General features: G+C 59.5%; 15 protein-coding genes and 1 riboswitch. Of the genes, 9 read left to right on the top strand and 6 right to left on the bottom strand.

Going from position 1 to position 18342, the window contains the following annotated elements:
* Positions 1 to 7: 7 nt before the first annotated feature.
* Positions 8 to 526: a nodulation protein NolB gene (locus Q2M23_RS29300; RefSeq protein ID WP_316397889.1), complete on the bottom strand. Its 519-nt coding sequence runs from the start codon at positions 524 to 526 to the stop codon at positions 8 to 10.
* Between the two features lie 176 nt (positions 527 to 702).
* Between Q2M23_RS29300 and Q2M23_RS29295 the strand changes: the two genes are divergently transcribed.
* Positions 703 to 1404 carry a secretin N-terminal domain-containing protein gene (locus tag Q2M23_RS29295; protein ID WP_375167005.1) on the top strand — a complete coding sequence of 234 codons (702 nt, stop codon included), beginning with the start codon at positions 703 to 705 and terminating at the stop codon, positions 1402 to 1404.
* A gap of 312 nt (positions 1405 to 1716) precedes the next feature.
* A complete protein-coding gene (locus Q2M23_RS29290) occupies positions 1717 to 2574 on the top strand; it encodes a hypothetical protein (protein WP_316397888.1) in 858 nt (285 codons plus the stop codon).
* A gap of 304 nt (positions 2575 to 2878) precedes the next feature.
* Here the strand turns inward: Q2M23_RS29290 and Q2M23_RS29285 are convergent, their stop codons facing one another.
* The 4 genes from Q2M23_RS29285 to Q2M23_RS29270 all read right to left on the bottom strand — a co-directional run bounded on the left by Q2M23_RS29285 (position 2879) and on the right by Q2M23_RS29270 (position 7961).
* Positions 2879 to 3952, bottom strand: coding sequence for a ribonucleotide-diphosphate reductase subunit beta (locus tag Q2M23_RS29285; protein WP_316397887.1), 1074 nt, complete (start codon positions 3950 to 3952; stop codon positions 2879 to 2881).
* Complete coding sequence (locus Q2M23_RS29280) at positions 3943 to 5832, bottom strand: ribonucleoside-diphosphate reductase subunit alpha (protein ID WP_316397886.1); 1890 nt, start codon at positions 5830 to 5832, stop codon at positions 3943 to 3945. Before Q2M23_RS29280 ends, Q2M23_RS29285 begins: the two co-directional genes overlap by 10 nt.
* 160 nt (positions 5833 to 5992) lie before the next feature.
* Positions 5993 to 6208: riboswitch (cobalamin riboswitch) on the bottom strand.
* 402 nt (positions 6209 to 6610) lie between these two features.
* Positions 6611 to 7567 (bottom strand): class I SAM-dependent methyltransferase, encoded by a 957-nt coding sequence (locus tag Q2M23_RS29275; protein WP_316397885.1) that lies wholly within the window; start codon positions 7565 to 7567, stop codon positions 6611 to 6613.
* A gap of 178 nt (positions 7568 to 7745) precedes the next feature.
* A complete protein-coding gene (locus tag Q2M23_RS29270; protein WP_156436310.1) occupies positions 7746 to 7961 on the bottom strand; it encodes a nodulation protein NolB in 216 nt (71 codons plus the stop codon).
* 674 nt (positions 7962 to 8635) lie between these two features.
* Here Q2M23_RS29270 and Q2M23_RS29265 point away from each other — a divergent pair.
* The 7 genes from Q2M23_RS29265 to Q2M23_RS29235 all read left to right on the top strand — a co-directional run bounded on the left by Q2M23_RS29265 (position 8636) and on the right by Q2M23_RS29235 (position 16654).
* Entirely contained in the window at positions 8636 to 10423 is a 1788-nt protein-coding gene (locus tag Q2M23_RS29265) for an HrpF/NolX family T3SS translocon protein (RefSeq protein ID WP_410469786.1), read from the top strand.
* A 1243-nt stretch (positions 10424 to 11666) separates the two neighbouring features.
* On the top strand, positions 11667 to 11900 hold the full coding sequence (locus Q2M23_RS29260) for a nodulation protein NopA (RefSeq protein WP_316397884.1): 234 nt from the start codon (positions 11667 to 11669) through the stop codon (positions 11898 to 11900).
* 116 nt (positions 11901 to 12016) lie between these two features.
* The gene (locus Q2M23_RS29255) at positions 12017 to 12907 is read left to right on the top strand and encodes a hypothetical protein (protein WP_316397883.1); all 891 of its coding nucleotides are present in this window, start codon (positions 12017 to 12019) and stop codon (positions 12905 to 12907) included.
* A 33-nt stretch (positions 12908 to 12940) separates the two neighbouring features.
* Positions 12941 to 13480, top strand: a complete 540-nt coding sequence (locus tag Q2M23_RS29250) for a hypothetical protein (protein ID WP_316397882.1) — start codon at positions 12941 to 12943, stop codon at positions 13478 to 13480.
* Between the two features lie 2 nt (positions 13481 to 13482).
* Positions 13483 to 13908 (top strand): histidine kinase, encoded by a 426-nt coding sequence (locus Q2M23_RS29245; protein WP_316397881.1) that lies wholly within the window; start codon positions 13483 to 13485, stop codon positions 13906 to 13908.
* A gap of 8 nt (positions 13909 to 13916) precedes the next feature.
* Positions 13917 to 16034: a type III secretion system export apparatus subunit SctV gene (gene sctV, locus Q2M23_RS29240; RefSeq protein WP_316397880.1), complete on the top strand. Its 2118-nt coding sequence runs from the start codon at positions 13917 to 13919 to the stop codon at positions 16032 to 16034.
* 26 nt (positions 16035 to 16060) lie between these two features.
* Complete coding sequence (locus Q2M23_RS29235) at positions 16061 to 16654, top strand: tetratricopeptide repeat protein (protein WP_316397879.1); 594 nt, start codon at positions 16061 to 16063, stop codon at positions 16652 to 16654.
* 619 nt (positions 16655 to 17273) lie between these two features.
* Here the strand turns inward: Q2M23_RS29235 and Q2M23_RS29230 are convergent.
* Positions 17274 to 18213 (bottom strand): IS630 family transposase gene (locus Q2M23_RS29230; RefSeq protein WP_370143840.1). Its coding sequence is split into 2 segments (ribosomal slippage): positions 17274 to 17876 and positions 17878 to 18213, totalling 939 coding nucleotides; the frame shifts between segments, so codons are not numbered across the junction.
* Between the last annotated feature and the right edge of the window lie 129 nt (positions 18214 to 18342).

Below are 18342 nucleotides of genomic sequence, written 5' to 3'. Positions count from 1 at the left end.
GCTCCACTCAGCCCGCCGATAGCAGCTTGTTCAACGAGGAGCTCACGGCGCTGGTGCTCTTGGAGACGAGGGAAACCTGAACGACGTCCCGGTAGACATCCCGTAGATTTACGACCATCGAATCGAAATCCGCAGCCACCGGTTTAACCGCCGCATGCGCGCTGATGTCGACCGGCGGCAACAGCGGCCGCGCGGCGGGGCCGGCTTGTACGGCACTCGCAGCAGAAGACGCGCCACCGACCGCGGGAGCAACGGCATGGCTGTGGTACATGGTGGAAAGAGTTTGAAGAACGCGATCGCCCGGCGGCACCGCCAGCGTGTTCGCGCGCTGCACCTCCAGTACCGGCGAAACGACTGCAGCTCTGTGCGCAACTGGTGAGGCAGGCCCCTGACTTGAGACCGCTTGAGCAAGAGACTGCTCAAAGTGTGCCTGCTCGACGGGAGCTGCCGGCGAACAGGCATTGGAAAGGCAGTCGGCTGAATTGGGAGAGATCGGCGTTGCGCCTAACATCATATAAGGAGTCATTGTGCTCGCTGATGAGACCAAGCGTTCTCGACGGATGAACAGATCAAAATCTGTAGATTGGTGAGCTGACGAAAACCTGACGAAGATGGAGGTTATTACGCCATCTAATGATCACGTTTGGCTTCCAGGCTGGAACGAAATTCCAGGTTTAATTCTCAGGTGGAAGGCCTTCGGGAATGCTCGTTCGATCCACGATGGCGCAAAGTTTGAAGAGCAGTCTCTATGCCGGAGCTCTCATTTGTCTTGCAATGGTGAGCGCGTTTGGCGCGCCCCTGTCGCTGCCTTCGACTCCTTATAGCTATACGGTTCTCGATCAGGACCTTGCTGCCGCGCTGCAGGAGTTCGGCAACAATCTCAATATCAGGGTCAATGTCAGCACTGAAGTGAAGGGCCGGATTCGCGGGCGAATGCCGGACCTGCCGCCGCGCGACTTCCTCGAGCGTCTGACCAACCTGTACAATCTTCAATGGTACTACGACGGCCTCGTGCTTTACATATCCGCAGCCCACGAGGCGCAGAGCCGGCTGATTGTGTTGAACCCGATCAGCTTCGATGCGTTCAAGACCGCGCTCGAGGCGCTCAACATCTCCGATGAGCGCTATATCGTGAAGCCGGCGCCGGGGGATGGTCTTGTCCTGGCTTCGGGTCCGCCACGCTTCATCGCGCTGGTGGACCAGACGCTGAAGGGTCTTGTGGCGGAGGAGCAGGCGCGGCGCAATCCCGCCATCGCTGAAAGGCCGCCGCGGGATTCCGTTTTGATGTTGTTTCGTGGCTCCTCCAGCGTGGTTATTCGAGATGGGCGCCCGGAAGGGCATTATGCGTCCGACGCGCCGCGTCAGGACGGCACCGTGCGTGGAGCTGACACAGGCCAGAAATGACCTAATTGATGCGAGGCAGCTTGGGCCGAAGTCGATCCAATCTGCATCGGCTCAAATCCTTCTGATCGTCAGCTTTTCGAAAGCTAATGCTCCCAGCATGGGCGTGCGGACGCTGAACGGCGGGGCCTCCTACCGACCGCAACGGATGTGGGCAACCAGCCACCCTAGACGCGAGCGGAAGTTGGCAAGCGCCATCTTTGACGGAAGCTCGGGGCCTCAAATATCGATGAGAGCCTTCGAACCGGCTGCGTCAGAGCCGCAGGGCATGTCTCGCTCGATCCGCTCCATCATCGAAAAGGAGTAACAGGCAGGATGGATTTCAATGCAATCGGTCCGGCGAATACGAGGCCAGAGCCCGACTTACCAGAACCGTCTATGGACGCGACCGGCTTTGAGCAGCGGCTCAATGGCGCGCAAGCTGGTGCTCTGCCACAACACGCAGCCCCGCCAGTCCTGCAGGGAGGCGCCTATTCGCCATATGTGGACGCAGGCCATCCTTATTCACCGTACTTGGATGCTGGTCACCCCTATTCTCCGTACCTGGATTTAGCGCATCCCTGGCTGGACTTGGATCGGGAAGATGATCCGTTTACGCCAGGCGCGGAGCACGTCGCGCCAGAACCGGAAAGCCCGCAATATCTGCCCCAGCAGACGATCGCTCAGGCGATCGAGGCACATCCTGGTGTCGATCAGGATCTGATATGGCAGAATGTGGCCGGGCCTTCACACGCTGGGCCATCGCATGCAGGGCCATCGTACGCTGGACCACTGCTGGAGGGACCGTCCCATGCCGGGCCATCGCACGCCGGTCCCACCCACGCTCGGCCATTTCAAGCGGGCCCCTCTCAGGCTGGTCTGTCCGAAGCTGCACCACCAGAACTTTCCGAGTTCCGGATGCTGAACGGACGTCTCGCCAAGGATTACTGGGTTTTCAATGGCCAAACGGCCACAGCCGCTCAGATCGATATGCTTGAGCGCAGCGGAGTGAAGCCGAGCAAGGACCACCCCACAAAGGTTTTTATCCTTCTCGGCGTGCCTCACACAGCCGAGTGGAGAGAAGAGGGCTTCATTCGTCTTACACCGTCGCTGGACCAAACCCTTTGGCCTGAAGAGCCGGCTGAAAATAGATCTTCGCACTCCGACTCTGAGGAAGATCCGCGTATCCGCTAGGGACGGGCGTACCTTGGCTGGGCCACGTCCTGGAAGCGGATAGATTAAAAATTGCGGACGGCAGCAGCAATTGGTACGGGCCCGCAGCCGGCAAATATTGCCATTCTCCTGGTTTAAGGCCAATCGATCAGTACAGAATCGGTCAAGTCAGGATAGCTGCACGGCTCGAGATAAACGATCGCAGCCGTCCTCCTGTCGCTTTAGTCTCTCCGTCCCGCTGTGCCGACGCCACGAAGTCGGCCGCCTTGATCATCAACGCGATCGTCACATGCACAATCGCCCTTGATGATTAGCTCCAGCATGACTACGTCCGGCCGAAAGCTGCCCACACCCCGTCTTCGCCATCCCAGCTGCCGCGGCTCGCCGCCTTGGAGTATTCCGTGGCGCGCTGCTCGAAGAAATTGGCGTGCTCGACACCGTTGAGAATCTCCACGAGCCATGGCAGCGGATGTGCCTTGAGCCGGGTGAACCCGCCCTCCTTAGCCTCGAAGAAGCCGAATACCGGGGCAATCCGCAGCTGGGTCAGTCGCCAGTCGGCGACGTAGCGGACGTAGGCATGGATCTGCTCGGGATTCATACCCTCGATCTCGCCGAGGCCAAAGGCGAGGTCGACGAAGTTCTCCTCCAGCTTCACCATGGTCTTGGCGACGTCGATGATATCGTCACGGACGGAGCGCGTCACCGCGCCAGTTTCGCGGTGCCATTCGTGAAACAGCTTTATGATGCCCTCACAATGCAGGCTCTCGTCGCGCACTGACCAGCTTACGATCTGTCCCATACCGTTCATCTTGTTGTGGCGCGGAAAGTTGAGCAGCATCGCGAAGCTCGCGAACAACGCCATGCCCTCGGTGAAGGCGCCGAACATCGCCAACGTCCGGGCGACATCGGCCACGGTGCCGACGCCGAACTCGTGCATGTAGTCGGCCTTGGCGCGCATCTCAGCATAGCCGCGGAATGCCTCGAACTCGGTTTTGGGCATACCGAGCGTTTTGAGCAGTAGCGCATAGGCATCGATGTGGACCGTCTCCATGTTGGTGAAAGCTGCCATCATCATCTGGACGGTGAGCGGCTGGAAAATCGGGATGTAGCGCTTAAGATAGTTGTCGCCGACCTCGACGTCCGATTGAGTGAAGAAACGGAAGATCTGGGTGAGCAGCGCACGTTCGCTGTCGGTGACGCGGTCCGACGCCCAGTCCTTGAGGTCTGCCCCGAGCGGCACCTCCTCTCCCATCCAATGAGTCTGCTGCTGGCGCTTCCAGAACTCGTAAGCCCAGGCGTAGCGATCGACGTCGTAGCTGCCGGTCGAGTCGAGGAGGCCGACGCGCTGCTTGCCGATCAGCGCACGCGGATCGACGGACGAGAGATCGATCACTGACATGCGAGGCACTCCTCATAGTCGGTGCGCTGCTGCGATGGTTGCGGCGGCGCAGCCTTGTCGTCATCGGCGATGGCGCCGGCGAACGCCGCGCGCGAAATAGATTTTGAACGGCAGTAGTAGAGGCTCTTCACCCCCCGCTTCCATGCCGTCCAGTGCAGCATGTGAAGATCCCATTTATCGACGTCAGCTGGCAGATAGAGGTTGACCGACTGGCTCTGGCAGATGAACGCGGCGCGGTCGGCGGCAAGTTCGACGATCCAGCGCTGGTCGATCTCGAAGGCGGTGCGAAAGACCGCTTTCTCGATTTCCGAGAGGATGTCGAGATGGGCGACCGAACCCTCGTGGGCGATGATCGACTGCCAGATCGCCGAAGTATTGGCGCCCTTGGCGGCCAGCAGCTTGGCGAGATGCCTATTACGCACCGAGATGGCGCCGGACAAGGTCTTATGGGTGTAGATGTTGGCCGGGATCGGTTCTACGCAAGCGCTGGTGCCGCCGCAGATAATGCTTATCGAGGCGGTCGGCGCGATCGCGATCTTATGGCTGAAGCGGGCCATCACGCCTCGTTCCAGGGCATCCGGGCACGGCCCCCGCTCGCGCGCGAGCGTCACGGATGCCGCATCAGCATCGCGACGGATTTTCCGGAACATGTTCAGATTGAACGACTTGGCCACGACGCTTTCCATCAGAATGCTCTTGGCCTGCAGGAACGAGTGGAAGCCCATGACGCCAAGGCCGACGGAACGCTCACGCAAGGCGGCGTAGCGGGCACGCTTCATGACGCCCGGCGCCACCGTGATGAAGTGGGTCAGCACGTTGTCGAGGAAGCGCATGACGTCCTCGATGAAGCCAGGCTCCTCGTTCCACTGGTCCCAGGTCTCGAGGTTGAGCGACGACAGGCAGCACACCGCGGTACGCTCCTCGTCGCGATGATCGATGCCGGTCGGCAGGGTAATTTCGCTGCACAGGTTGGACGTTGAGACCTTGAGGCCGAGCTCGCGCTGGTGCTTAGGGAGCGCGCGGTTCACCGTGTCGATGAACAAGAGATAAGGCTCCCCCGTCTGCAGCCGGTTCTCCAGGATGCGTTGCCACAGCTGGCGGGCGTCGATTTCGCGGATAACGTCCTTGGTCTTCGGACTGCGCAGAGCGAACGCAGTGCCGGCGCCTACGGCATGCATGAACTCATCGGTGACGTTGATGCCGTGATGCAGGTTGAGACTCTTGCGGTTGAAGTCGCCGGACGCCTTGCGGATCTCGAGGAACTCCTCGATCTCGGGATGGTGGATATCGAGATAGACCGCAGCCGAGCCGCGCCGCAACGAGCCCTGGCTGATCGCCAACGTCAGGCCGTCCATGACGTGGATGAACGGGATGATGCCTGAGGTAACGCCGCCCTTCACCTGCTCGCCGATCGAGCGAACATTGCCCCAGTAGGTGCCGATGCCGCCACCGTTAGAGGCAAGCCATACGTTCTCGTTCCAGGTGCCCACGATGCCTTCGAGCGAGTCCGACACCGAGTTAAGGAAGCAGGAAATCGGCAGGCCGCGCGTCGTGCCGCCGTTGGAGAGCACCGGTGTGGCTGGCATGAACCACAGCCGAGACATCCCATCGTAGAGACGTTGGGCATGCGCAACATCATCCGCGAAGGCGCAAGACACCCGCGCGAACATGTCCTGGATCATTTCGCCGGCGAGCAGATAACGGTCGCTCAGCGTCAGCTTGCCGAACGGCGTCAACAGGTCGTCGCGCGTCCGATCGAGCTTGAGATCGGCCGGCTTTGGCGATGGCGCAAGGGGGTACGGCAGCGGGGCCGGCGACGGCGGCGGCACAAGACACAACTCAGGCGCGCTGGGCTCTGCCTGCAATGGCTGCGACCTCACGCGCGCCGGCTCCTCAATGAGATGACCATGCTGATCGAAATCGTAAGACGGCGACATCGGCAACCCCGCGATGTTAGGCGGGGGAACTGCGCGGATGACTTGCGAGGAAACCGGTCAAACGTCTCCGGCTGCAAGCGACCCAACGGGGCACCCCGCCCGAGGACTTTCGTTCAGTCGCGGCAGGTCTCCTGGCTCGCGGGTCGCCGCGGCTGTCGGCCTTCCCGGCGCTGTGCTGCGCCAGTGACCATGATGACAACCGCTCGCCGCTTACAGTTGCGGGGGCAGCCCCGGAGTAGCCGTTCGGCGCACCGGGTTCCCTCTTAGCTTCCGACCTACAAAATGTTGGGGCCAGAAGACCGTGACTGACTAGACATAGGCACTACTCGCCGGGATTCGTCAACTGGAGACGTCCAGATTAAAACGCAAAAATATACCGAAGCCCGGACGACTTTGTCGCCGCTGTCGGCTTCTGCTGCAGGTGATTGGATATGCCGTTGGGCTGCAGCACCGGTTTCCGTCAAGCCTGCGCAAAGGTCGAGGAAATTCCTGGCTCGCACGTCGCATTGATGGAATCTAAGAAACGGCGCGTCAGTAGAGGAGCAATTCGGCCAGACGCTTGATTTGAATCGCAGCGCTCCTGCTCGCCGCGACAAATGGCATCTGGACGAATTCGTTATCCACTCGCGGGCGAACAACATCGGCTCTGGCGCGCCGTCGACCGGAATGGCCTCGCATCCAGCCCCGAACAGACTCGCGCTGCACAGTGGTCCCACGCCTGTCACGGCTCCAGCGCGACCTGCAAGCCCTCCTTACTTTCAACATGAACGTAACGGGGTCCGATCGGCCGTCCCCTGCCGCTGGCGACAGTGACAATGTCTTCCAGAGGCGTGGCGCGCGCATCCGCCTCGGGGCGAGACAAGATCAGATCGGCGTGAAACAGCCCTTCCGATTCGAGGCCGGTGGCATCCACGCCAAGGGCCGCCAAGCTGGCCAAACAGCTCTCAAATTCTTCAGCATCGCGAAAGCGACGCTGGATAAACGTTGCGCCGGCAAGACGTTCTGTCACAAGACCACGGTTTGCGAACGTCGCGGCGAGCGATTCAAATGGGAACATTCGTAGCACGAAGGAGATAATCCATGGTTGCTTCTCTGCCGCATCGAGAATCTCGCTGAACGTCTTCTCGGTAACGTAGCCGATGCATCCGGTCGACATGATAACATCCACGGAGCGGAGAATGCGCGCGCTGTCCATCGATAGCGCCTCCTTTTCAAGGTCAGCGACAATGCCCTGCTCTAAAAGGCCAACACTCTTCGCATAGCTGACCGCCCGGGCCGACACATCGAGGCCGATAAAGCGTGCCAACCCGACATCAGGCCAGGCTGCATAGAAACTGCGATCGAGACTCACCAATGTCTCAGAGCTGATCGCTCTCATCTCACGCCGGGCGTAGCGGTGACGCAAGCCCGCGAAGGTCAGCGGAAAGCGATGCACCGCTGCATTGATGCCGTACGAACAACCAACATCGAGCACGACGGGCTTGAGGCCGGTGGCCGAAGCTTTCGCTGCCAGTATTTGGCGCACAACCGGCTCAGCCACGTCCGGTATCATATAATCCAGGTCTCCGAGGACCGAGAAATATGCCCTCGGATCATCCGAAGCATAAATATCGTGGAATGCAGCTTTAGACCGATTGATGCGCGAGAAATCTATCCGCAACGCAATGTCTCCTCTCATTTGCAAGCAGCTCGACGGCTGTTGCCTTCGTACCCGCCTGCACTTTGGTTATATAGGGTGTAGGCCCTTACATCCGCCGATGCGGCAACAGAAGCGGCAAGTGAACAAGCGCATCACCCCCCTCTGCGCGTCGCGGCGCGAACGATCCTGCTGTTGTGCGAAGAAACCATCAGCCCGCTCAGCCCACCGATAGAAGCTTATTCAGAGATAAGCTGACGGCGCCGGCGCCCTTGGAGATGAGCGAAACCTGAATGACGCGATCGTCAACATCCCACAGGTTCGTCAAGGCCGAATCGAAATGATCCCCACCTTCCGGTTTACCTGCCGGATGCCAGGCGGTCGGCCACCAACGAAGCTGCACCTTGCTTCGAAGCTGCCTGCGCAAGACTATCATGAAACTGGTCCCGCACCGATAAACAGCCGCTGGAGAACCATTCAGCCGGGTTGAGAGAGATCGAGGCAACGGCAGGCAACATGAGAAGAACCGTTTTGTCACGTGATGAGATTGGCACCGTCGTGAGCGCGAATGGGCCAGCACCCTAGAAACGCAAGCTGACCGAAAGCTGACGAGCCTTCGTCACCTGATGATCATCCGAGCCTTCGTCACCTGATGATCATCGAGCGCGAAACCAGTGCCCCATCTTGAGATGCTCCGGAGATCTTGCGAGATCGTTGGACCAGATCAACGAATGCTGCGGATCGGCAGACGGGAGGCCGTTAACTTGACAGACATGGCACCAGGCCAAGTGAACGCAACCATACGAAGCTGACACCGGCATTGAAAATCCGTCCGGCCTTACTGGCAAGGCCATGTCATCAATCGTGTCGAAATCGTCTGAGCGCCGTCAGCTTCTCGAAAGCTTGTTCGTCCTAGCATACGGCGTGAATATCTAGACGGCGGTGTCCCCATGGATGGTCGCGAAACTGAGCGCTGGAGGCACACCGAGCAACAGGATGCAAATGGTAGGACCTGTTGAACTCTGCCGCTCAACACTCCTTGTTCGTCGCGATCTCGGGCCGCAACTAGGTGACCGTCTTGTGGTGCACCCTTATATCGGAGAACGTATAATGTCAGTCGACCTATCGCCAACCGCCAATTCAACTGTGGCTTTACCCGGAATGCCCGCCCCGCCCTCTTCGGCGCAGGACTTTTCCAGCTTTCAGGCGATGCTGGTCGGCCTCGCGTCCAAGGACACGACCAGCGATCATTCCGCACCGCAGGAGCCGGCACCCACAGACGCAGCCAAGCAACTGACAGAGGAACTCACGCGGGAGACGCGAAGTATCCTTCCACCGGAGATTAGGGCAGCACTGGATGCATATCAGGATGACCCACAGCCGTCCTGTGCTGCGAGCAGCCCAATCATTGCGGAGGCACCCGTACAAAGCTCAAGGATCACCTGGAACGGTGGCACGCTGACTAATGCAGAACTGCAGATTGTCTCTGTTCTGAACCGCCACAAGGACAAATGTCCGCTTGATTGGAAGTCCCTGGGAGATTTGGCCAACGATCCCTCGACACCGCCGGACCTAAAGGCGGCGATCGAAGCGCTGCAACAGGACCCGGAGCTCTTCTATGCGATCGGTTCGCAAGGCGACGGCCGCTGTGGCGGCAAGATCAAGGTGGGCGATCTCTGCGGCTTTTCCGATCACCATCCCCAAGTCGCCGCGTTCCAAGAGCAGCGGGCGCGGACCTACGAGCAGAACTACATACCATCCGACGGGACCGGAAATGGTGAGCCATCGGTCATGACCCTGACCGATGCCCTGCGCGAGCTCTACCGCTATTCCGATAACCTGCCCAAGAACTTGAGCCTTGCGGATTTCAGACACATCGTGGACGGCAACGCCGACATTGGCAAATGCCCCCCACAGGTCCTCGCGGCCGCTCAATATTTTCTCGAGCACCCGGATCAATGGAAGCAGTTGTACGGCGGCTCGATCGATAAGGTGCACAAAGAGTACTTTTTGCAGGTCGCTTCATCATCGATGAGTCTCAGCCGACCCGAGCTGAGCACACTAAACACGATTAACAACAACCAGGACGCTTTCTTTGGAAATGGCGTTCTGACCCGGGAAAAGCTCGCGAGTATGGTGGACGACAAGAACCTTTCTCCCGAGGTACGAAAAGCGGCCTCCCAGCTGCTCTCGGATCCTGTGCTGTTTGGGTTGATGAACAACGCGATTACCGGCTACAAAACCCACCACAAGTTTTTCGACTTCGGCGGCGGCCATACGGTTGATTCCGGAAACATCAGCAGAAATGATTTCAAGCAGTTCTTCAATAACATGTCTGGTGCGAACCGCGCTGCTCCGCAGTTGAAGACGCATGCCGCTCAAACGCCAGCCGAACAGGAGGCTACCGCGGACATGATGAATGGCGTGGCAGACCAGCCCGACATCAAGTCTCCCAAGAAGAACGGTGGCGCCCTCATGCATGCACTTGATGACGTGCTGAAGGTCGGCTCGAAGCTGCTCGACTGGACAGCGACGGCCGTTGGTGTACTCGGCTTTATTCCAGGGCTAGGTGAGCTGGCCGATCTTGCTTCAATGGTGATCGAGGCCGAGGCGCAAGCTGCAAATCTTCTGCACACCGCGATCAGCGGTGGCAACATAAAACAGGCGCTGGAGGAAGCCGGGCTCAGTCTCGCGGCGCAGGCCGTGGGCTGCATCGCCGGCCCCGAGGTCAAGATAGCGATACGGGAAGGCTTGGTGAAGCAGGCAATTCAAGAAGCGGCGACGGCCGGCATCAACCTGCCGGTGTCGATCGCTCAGTCCTACGCGGAGAACTATCTGGATAACCTCAAGGCACGGATTGAATCCGAGCGCACGCAAGCTGCAGGTGCCTACGCCTAGTCGTAGCGGCACTATCGACACAGAGTGAAGCTGGAACGAAAGGCTAGCTTGCGAGGTCACCGCGCGGTAGGGTCGTCCGCGCGGTGCGGCTTCCGCAAGCTCCGCCAGCATTCGATGCTTACACCGGCGAGCGTATTGGCGCTAGCTAAACCAGCGCATTTGTCGGCTGTACTCGAGCGTCCGACCGACATTCTCACATCGCGTGCGCCAACGCGAAGATCTCGCCGGGCTGATTGCGCCTCCCATCGCGCTGTCAACTTTACGCCGCCACAAGCCGGACGGAGCAGCGAACCTCACCAGTTTACGTCGTCGGATCGAGAGCACATTAGTGATTCGTGAGGCTCAAGGTCCTTGTCTCCGGCGCATCGTGATCGTGTCCGACAAAGTGGACCAATTTTTATGGTCTGCCACGAGCGGAACTGGAGGATCGCTCTTCGTTGCTGACTCGCATAAGCAACTTCAACCTGCCGCCCCGCCTTGGGGCAGGATGGAGACAAGTCGCTGAGTGGCTCGAGGCAAGTAAATTGCCGAATGAGGTGCGAGTAGTCCCGCCTGGGTCCCCTGAGATTGGGCCACATCAGATCAAGCCGATTTTATCCGTCCTGGGCGCTTACATTCCGCTCATTAAAGCTGCGCTTGAAGGAACAGCGGGCTTGCCTGATCAAGTGCCACATCGGCGAGGCCTTGTTATCAACTCTCTGATCTGCAGCTTTCGCCGGCCCACTGCCGATATATGAGGCGGCTTGAGCAGAAGCAGCGTCAATGAGATCGGCTCACTGTATTTCTGCGGCTCGTCAGCTTGTCGAAAGCTAATGCTTGCATAGTAGACGTGATGGAGACTCCTTCCACCGCACGAACGAAGTTTGAAGTAGGAGAAACCCGATGCGTATTTCCAGCTCAAGCGCCGCTGGGCACCTTGATTCCGACCTCCATGCGGCTGGCGGCGCCAAAAAGGGATCCCGGGCCCCTGGTGAGCACGATGATCATGGTCGATCGACTGGTGCAGGAGCTCCCGTAGATGGCGGCACGTCTAGTCCAGATGCTGGCTCGCAAGCCGCCGCTATGCAGCAAGCGTTCAACGTCGCTCTCGGCGCCGTCCTTTTCCAATTTGCAAGTGGTGCAATGGGCAAGCTCGACGATACCATGGCCGAGACAGAGGAGGATTCCTGACCTCGCATGTTGCGGCGTCAGGAAAATCAGAGCCGCAAGTCGCGGCAATGTTCGAACAAACAGGAGAAACAATATGGCTGATAAGGTTGGTGCGTCCCATTCCTCGACTGCAGGTGGCGCAGTTGGTACTGCTACTGCAGCCGCTGGTTCCACCGCTGCTGAAGCTGCCGGAGAAGCGGCATTCAACAGGCAACTCGCCGCACTGACTGCCACCAGCACGAAGGCAGCTGAAAGGGATGTGGAACTTCGCGTCGTCACGACCGAGCTCTCGACCGTCAAGAAGGTGGCCGACGAGCGGGTGCAGTAACGGATGAAGCGGGACGGCGTTATATCCTCCCGCTTTTGCCGGCCGCATGATCTGTGAAGTCGCAACAGGCCGTACGGCTTTGCCGTACGGCCTCGTTCTTCATTCAGGAGGCGACCGTGAATGAACCAGCTTCCCCGCTTTTCGAAGTGTTGTCGGGGTCCTATTCTGGGCTGACCGGCAAGGCGGGTGGCGGCTCGTGCTTGATTGGCAGCAGCCTCGATGCTGATTTGGTCTTCGTCGAGCAAGGCCTCGAACCGCACCATCTTCGCGTCAGCTGGCATGTCAGCTCGATCGAGATCGAGGCCCTTGCCGCGGACGTCGCGATCGAGGGCCGCGACTCTATTTCGCCAAATGAGATCGTTGTTCTCCCTCTTCCTGCCGTCATCCGTATGGGCGCGATGTCCATTCGCTTGTCGATCGAGGGCTCTCAACAAGCCGGCTCTACCGGCCGCCGGCATGTACCGATTACCGTGCTCGCCTTGGTCCTTATCAGCTCTGCCGCAGTTGGCACTGTCTCAACGAGCCTTATCCAGTCCGACGGCGCCGCGGTACTGAGCACTTCGTCCTCCGCCGCGGACATTGGCCCCAAAGTCGCGCTCGCCGCCCCTGATGCTCCGGCCGCCGACGCAGCTGCTCGACGGCTGCAAGGGGAAGTTGATGCAGCGGGCCTGCTCGGTATCAAAGTCGGTTCTGGGCCGGGCGTTGTGACGGCCGATGGCACCATTACGCCTGCCTCGCTCGCTAAATGGCGGGAAGTCCAGCAGCGATTCGATGTCGACAGCAATGGTGGTTATACGCTCGTCAGCGCGGTCGCCATCAAGGATGAGAAGACGCCCCCCGCGATTGCCGTCCAGGCAGTTTGGCGCGGAAACGACCCTTATCTGGTCATTTCTGGTCAAAAGTATTTCGTGGGCGCGCTCTTGAGCAATGGATGGACCGTAAAGGAGATCGAGGACGGACGTGTGCTGCTGACACGCAATGGCCAGCTTGCTGCTCTGTCTTATTAAAGTTTTAGCCCTCGGGCAACGAAGGAACGTTTCATGACTAGGCTGCCGCAGCGGTCCGTAGAGCTTGGCACCGCCTTTCAGGGAATCAACAACGAGCATCATGCACCTGTCGTCGCCCCGGCCACATCTCAGGCCAGTGGCATCGGCATCGACAAGGTCCAGGGAAAAGGCGGCAACGCTCACACGTCAGTTGTCCAAGACCGCGCGGCGCAGGAGCGGTTGGCTGCCAACACGATCGATAACGCGCTCGAACTCAAGTCAATCGATCCAATCTCGCGGATCAATCCCACCGACGCCACCGAGCACGCAGATAAGATCGGAACGAATTCGGCACTTGCATGGCTGAACGGCCCCAATCTCGCGGATAGCCTGCTCTCCTTCGTCACGCCGCGCCTGCGTCATTCGCATGTTGTGCGTCCAGAGCAACAGGGCCTTCTCCTCGAGCGCCTGGCCGATGCGCTGTCAGCCGCGCCAGAGGGCTCGGTGGCACGCGAAGGGGCCGCGCTTCTGCGGCTGGAGCTACGGCGGTTAATCCTGCTCCGGCAGTATCACAACGGCTTGATCCAAGGTTAGCGATGCCAGATCCGCGCGGAGTGCAACACTTCACACCTACCCAGTCGTCGAATGTTTTCAAAACCGATGGGGTGGTGCCGATCTCTGGGCCCGAGCGCGATTTGCTCTGCGCGCTTTCCTATGTCCACCTTGCGTGCGGGCAGAGCGCACACAGTCTGGCTCTTTTACGGCCCGTGGTTCACGAACATTCTCAAGACGTCGAGCTGCTTCGTATCCTCGCCTATGCTCTCATCTCAGAGCGCCTCGGCGAGGAAGCGCTATCGGTATTGGACAGGCTGGACATGCTCGATGATCAGCCATCGTCGCGCCCGCCATTGCTGCTGCTACGCAGCCATGCTCTGCGTCAGGCTGGCCGCATGGTCGAGGCGCAGGCCACCTTCAAGCGCTATGTTTCATTGCGGAGCAGTATTGCTCCGGTCAAACAATAAGGCTTTACATGGCCACGCACCTACGAAATCTCGTCGCCCGCGCGCCGTCTCACCCGGATTTGATGGTCGCGTTGATGCTGCTTCTGGCGATCGGAATGATGATCATGCCGATGCCAATCGTGGTGCTCGATATGCTGATCGGCTTCAATCTCGGCTTTGCCATATTGCTGCTGATGGTTGCCCTTTATCTCAATACGCCTCTCGACTTTTCATCGCTGCCGGGCGTCATCCTTATCTCCACAGTCTTTCGTCTAGCACTTACCGTTGCAACGACGCGGCTGATACTCGCCGAAGGCGATGCCGGCAGCATCATCCATACGTTTGGCGATTTCGTCATATCGGGCAACATCGCCGTCGGAATTGTCATATTCCTCATCGTGACCATGGTGCAGTTCATGGTTCTCGCTAAGGGGGCCGAACGCGTCGCAGAGGTATCGGCGCGCTTCACGCTCGACGCCCTGCCCGGCAAGCAGATGGCTATCGACGCGGAGCTGCGCAACGGCCACATCGATCAGCACGAAGCCCGCAGCCGGCGCAGCGCGCTGGAGCGAGAAAGCCAACTTCACGGCGCCATGGACGGCGCTATGAAATTCGTCAAGGGCGATGCCATCGCCGGCCTCATCGTCATCTGCATCAACATGCTGGGCGGCATCACGATCGGTTCGCTTTCGAAGGGCATGTCCCTTGAGGAGGCGATGCATCAATACACCATCCTGACCATCGGTGACGCGCTCATTTCGCAGATTCCGGCTTTGCTGCTCTCAATTACAGCTGCAACCATCGTCACTCGCGTCAACGGGCCCTCCAGGCTTAATCTTGGCGCCGATATCGTCAACCAGCTTACTGCTAGCACACAAGCGCTACGGCTGGCCGCCTGCGTCCTCGTCGTGATGGGGCTTGTTCCCGGCTTCCCTTTGCCTCCCTTTTTCATGCTGGCCGCACTCTTCGGTGCGGCGAGCTTTCTCAAAGTTAGTGTGAAGCATGGCAAAGCCGACATCAAGACAGGTGCCAGTTCGACCGGTTCGGCTCCCACCTCCGCACAGGGTCAGAAGCAAACCGTCCCTGCGGAAGCACTTCCGATCACGCTCTTGCTAGCACCGAACCTGATACAGGCGATCAACAAAGCAGACCTCGATCAGGGCATCGAACGGGTTTCGGCACTAGTCTCGTCTGATCTTGGCATCACAATTCCGCGCATTCCAACCCAAGTCGACCAGCAGTTGACAGATTCGCAATTCAGGGTGGATGTCGAGGGAGTACCCGTCGAAGCGGACAGCCTTAAGCCGACAGAACTCTTGCTCAACGACGACGCGGTAAACATTGAATTGAGCGGAATCCCCTTTCGGCACGACCCAGACACGAACCGGATCTGGATCGAACAAGCTCATGCTCCTGCTCTCAAAGCAGCCGGAATCGGGCATCACCGTGCAAGCGATGTGATCGCCTTGCGGGTCCAGTCGACGTTGAGGCGCTATGCTCAACGCCTGGTGGGCATTCAAGAAACCCGTCAGCTGCTCGGACGGATGGAGCAAGAATATGCTGATCTCGTGAAGGAGGTGCTGCGCACGACGCCGATCCCCCGCATCGCGGACGTTCTGCGCCGCTTGCTGGACGAGGGCATCCCGATCCGCAACACTCGCCTAGTCCTGGAGGCGCTCGCAGAATGGAGCGAACGGGAGCAGAATGCCGTGCTGCTGACCGAATATGTCCGCTCCGGACTGAAGCGCCAGATCTGTCATCGCTATGCCAACGCCCATCGTGTTGTCGCTGCCTTTGTCGTCGAGCGCGAAACCGAGGATATCGTGCGTGGTGCCGTGCGCGAAACCCCTGTCGGCCCCTATCTTGTTTTGGAGGATCGGCAAAGCGAGATGCTGCTCGCACAATTCCATCAGATCCATTCAAGCCTCGCGCGGAGTCAGAGCCAGCCGGTCATTCTTGGCTCGATGGATATCCGGCGCTTCGTCCGCGGCTTTCTCACTCGCAACGGGATAGATCTGCCAGTTCTCTCGTATCAGGATCTTGCCGCCGACTTCACGGTCCAGCCGATTGGCTCCGTCAAACTTTCCGCTGGCAAGGACAAGGCCCCCACGGGAGAGCATCGCGATCTTCTCCGTGCGGCCGGATGAGTACAGCTGTGGGCGTGAGATAGCTTATGAAATCATATGAGATTGACGTTCCGCGGTGCCGGCGCGGCTTTCGACCGCACTCGTGCTCAGCCCTTCTCCCAATTCTCGCCGTTTTGCTGCTCGCAGGCTGCGCTAACCTGGACCACCCGGATCTTTCATCGCAGCAGACGCCTACAGCAGAGCTGGTTGGCGTTGCGGAGATCGATCCCGCTATGCGAGAGCGCATCGCTCACGCCCTTGTTCGAGACGCTGACGAGCAACAGCATTTGTGCGATACGCTGAAGCAAAGACCAGACAGCACCGATGCGGCGATTCCTCTGGCGCGGGCACTGCTGGCTCGTAAATGCCCCGGCGAGGCGATTGAGGTACTTGATACCGTCTTGTTGGCGTCACCCGGCGACCTGCGCGCACTGAACGCCAAAGCCGTCGTCCTCGATCACCAGGGCCGCCATCAGGAGGCCCAAGCGCTATACCGCAAAGCTCTCGCGAACGAACCGGCAAATCCGATGTTGCGCAACAATCTCACGCTATCGCTCGCACTTGAGGGCAAGACAGAGACAGAGAACGCCAGCTCCCAACCGCAGGCGGACGTCCGACAGGCATTGGCCCGATCGAAATAGACCAGCGACCAAGAGCAAACCACGGATGCTTGACGCCAGCGCCGTCGCCTACCGATAGAGAAGGCCGGCTATTCGCCGCGACGCTCGAGGACCGCATTCTTGGGAAGTGTTGTCTTCGGTAGAATGGGACTCGCGACGTATAAACGCATTAGCGACTGAGCACGCAATAGTTCTCAAGTGCTTCCGAGGCCGATGAAAATGAGACAGCGCGCTGAAGGGCCATCCTTGTGCCCGAAGACAGCCATGTCATTGTCTCGGATCAGGGGATTGCATCGGCGAGACCTGCCAGCAAGTTGGAACTACGCCGTCCGTCCTCCTCCTTCGCGTGCAGGTCGTGAGACGATCTCCAATCACGCGCGTGCGCAACGAGTCCATTTGCATCTCTTCATTCGGTCTCGAAATGGCATAGCCGAATGTTGCGCGGGACTTCGCGCACCCCAGGAACGGCTGTTGCGATGTTGCGAAACAATCTCGTGCTGTCGCTTGCGCTAGAAGGGAAGACGGAGACCGACGCTAGCCCACAACCGCAGAGCGACGGCAGGCACGCCGTGCCCCGATCACGATAGCGCGGCCAGCTTGATGCCTGAGCGGCGGCTGTCGGCACTAAAGCGTGATGGCATTAAGTTCGATAGCCTGAATTTTTGAGGTAGTTGGCACATTCCTCGGAGGTGAAGGCGTCGAGCGCGTGGCCGATAGCGGCGCAGACTGCGTCGACGGTTCGCGCGGCGGCGTTGCGAAGCAGGTGTTTGAGCTTGGCAAAGACCTGTTCAATCGGGTTCAGATCGGGCGAGTATTTTGGCAGGAAGAAGAGCTTGGCGCCGACCGAGCGGATGAGCTGGCGAACTACCTTGCTCCTGTGGCTGCCGAGGTTGTCCAAGATGACGATATCGCCGGGTCGAAGGACGGGCAGCAGAACCTTCTCGACATAGGTGCGAAAGCTCACGCCATCGATCGGCCCTTCGATGAACCATGGCGCATCGATCCGGTCATGGCGCAAGGCCGCCAGGAAGGTCATGGTCTTCCAGCGGCCGTGAGGAACCTTGGCGTGAAGTCTGTGTCCGCGCGGCGCCCATCCCCGCAAGGGCGCCATATCGGTCCTGGTCCAGGTCTCGTCGATGAAGACCAGCCGCTCAGCTTCGACGCGATCTTGATACTTTGTCCACTGGGCTCGTCGCCTCGCGACCTCGGGTCGATCGCGTTCGCCAGCCGCCACGCTTTTTTTTGAAGCTGAGCTTCTCGGCATGGACGAAGTCCCACACCGAGTGGTAATCGACCTTCAGGCCGCGACGGGCGAGCTCGGCAACGAGACCACGTATGGTGAAATCGCCGTCCCTGATCCGCTGCGACAGCCAGACTGCGTGGTCTCCCGAAACCGCCTTCGGCTTGTGACCGCCCATCTGGCCAGGCTCAACGCTGCCGGTCTCATCGACACGCTGCATCCAGCCGATGGCAGTGCTGATCGCCACCCCAAACTGCTTGGCGGCCCGATTGCGGGACATCCCGCCCTCAATCGCGGCTACGACACGGTTACGGAGATCCAGGGAATAAGGCTTGCCCATCCATGCCGGCCTCCTATCCAGCCAGCATGGTGAATCAGAAACACACTGATTTGGGAATCTTGAGGGTTCTGTGAGGTCGCAGGGCTAAGCCGGGCCGCGGGTCGCAGGGGTGAGCGCGACCTCATAGAA

The organism is Bradyrhizobium sp. 33ap4, assembly GCF_032654765.1.
In the GTDB taxonomy this organism is placed as follows: Bacteria; Pseudomonadota; Alphaproteobacteria; order Rhizobiales; family Xanthobacteraceae; genus Bradyrhizobium; species Bradyrhizobium australafricanum.
The sequence above is the reverse complement of the archived record's forward strand: the minus strand, read 5'-3'. Positions and strand labels throughout refer to the sequence as shown.

What these genes read in the sequence shown, in the direction of transcription:
- Q2M23_RS29300 (WP_316397889.1), bottom strand. Translation starts at nt 526, where the DNA reads ATGACTCCTTATATGATGTTAGGCGCAACGCCGATCTCTCCCAATTCA.
- Q2M23_RS29245 (WP_316397881.1), top strand. Translation starts at nt 13,483, where the DNA reads ATGCCAGATCCGCGCGGAGTGCAACACTTCACACCTACCCAGTCGTCG.
- sctV (WP_316397880.1), top strand. Translation starts at nt 13,917, where the DNA reads ATGGCCACGCACCTACGAAATCTCGTCGCCCGCGCGCCGTCTCACCCG.
- Q2M23_RS29250 (WP_316397882.1), top strand. Translation starts at nt 12,941, where the DNA reads ATGACTAGGCTGCCGCAGCGGTCCGTAGAGCTTGGCACCGCCTTTCAG.
- Q2M23_RS29275 (WP_316397885.1), bottom strand. Translation starts at nt 7,567, where the DNA reads ATGAGAGGAGACATTGCGTTGCGGATAGATTTCTCGCGCATCAATCGG.
- Q2M23_RS29265 (WP_410469786.1), top strand. Translation starts at nt 8,636, where the DNA reads ATGTCAGTCGACCTATCGCCAACCGCCAATTCAACTGTGGCTTTACCC.
- Q2M23_RS29285 (WP_316397887.1), bottom strand. Translation starts at nt 3,952, where the DNA reads ATGTCAGTGATCGATCTCTCGTCCGTCGATCCGCGTGCGCTGATCGGC.
- Q2M23_RS29270 (WP_156436310.1), bottom strand. Translation starts at nt 7,961, where the DNA reads ATGATAGTCTTGCGCAGGCAGCTTCGAAGCAAGGTGCAGCTTCGTTGG.
- Q2M23_RS29235 (WP_316397879.1), top strand. Translation starts at nt 16,061, where the DNA reads ATGAAATCATATGAGATTGACGTTCCGCGGTGCCGGCGCGGCTTTCGA.
- Q2M23_RS29260 (WP_316397884.1), top strand. Translation starts at nt 11,667, where the DNA reads ATGGCTGATAAGGTTGGTGCGTCCCATTCCTCGACTGCAGGTGGCGCA.
- Q2M23_RS29290 (WP_316397888.1), top strand. Translation starts at nt 1,717, where the DNA reads ATGGATTTCAATGCAATCGGTCCGGCGAATACGAGGCCAGAGCCCGAC.
- Q2M23_RS29295 (WP_375167005.1), top strand. Translation starts at nt 703, where the DNA reads ATGCTCGTTCGATCCACGATGGCGCAAAGTTTGAAGAGCAGTCTCTAT.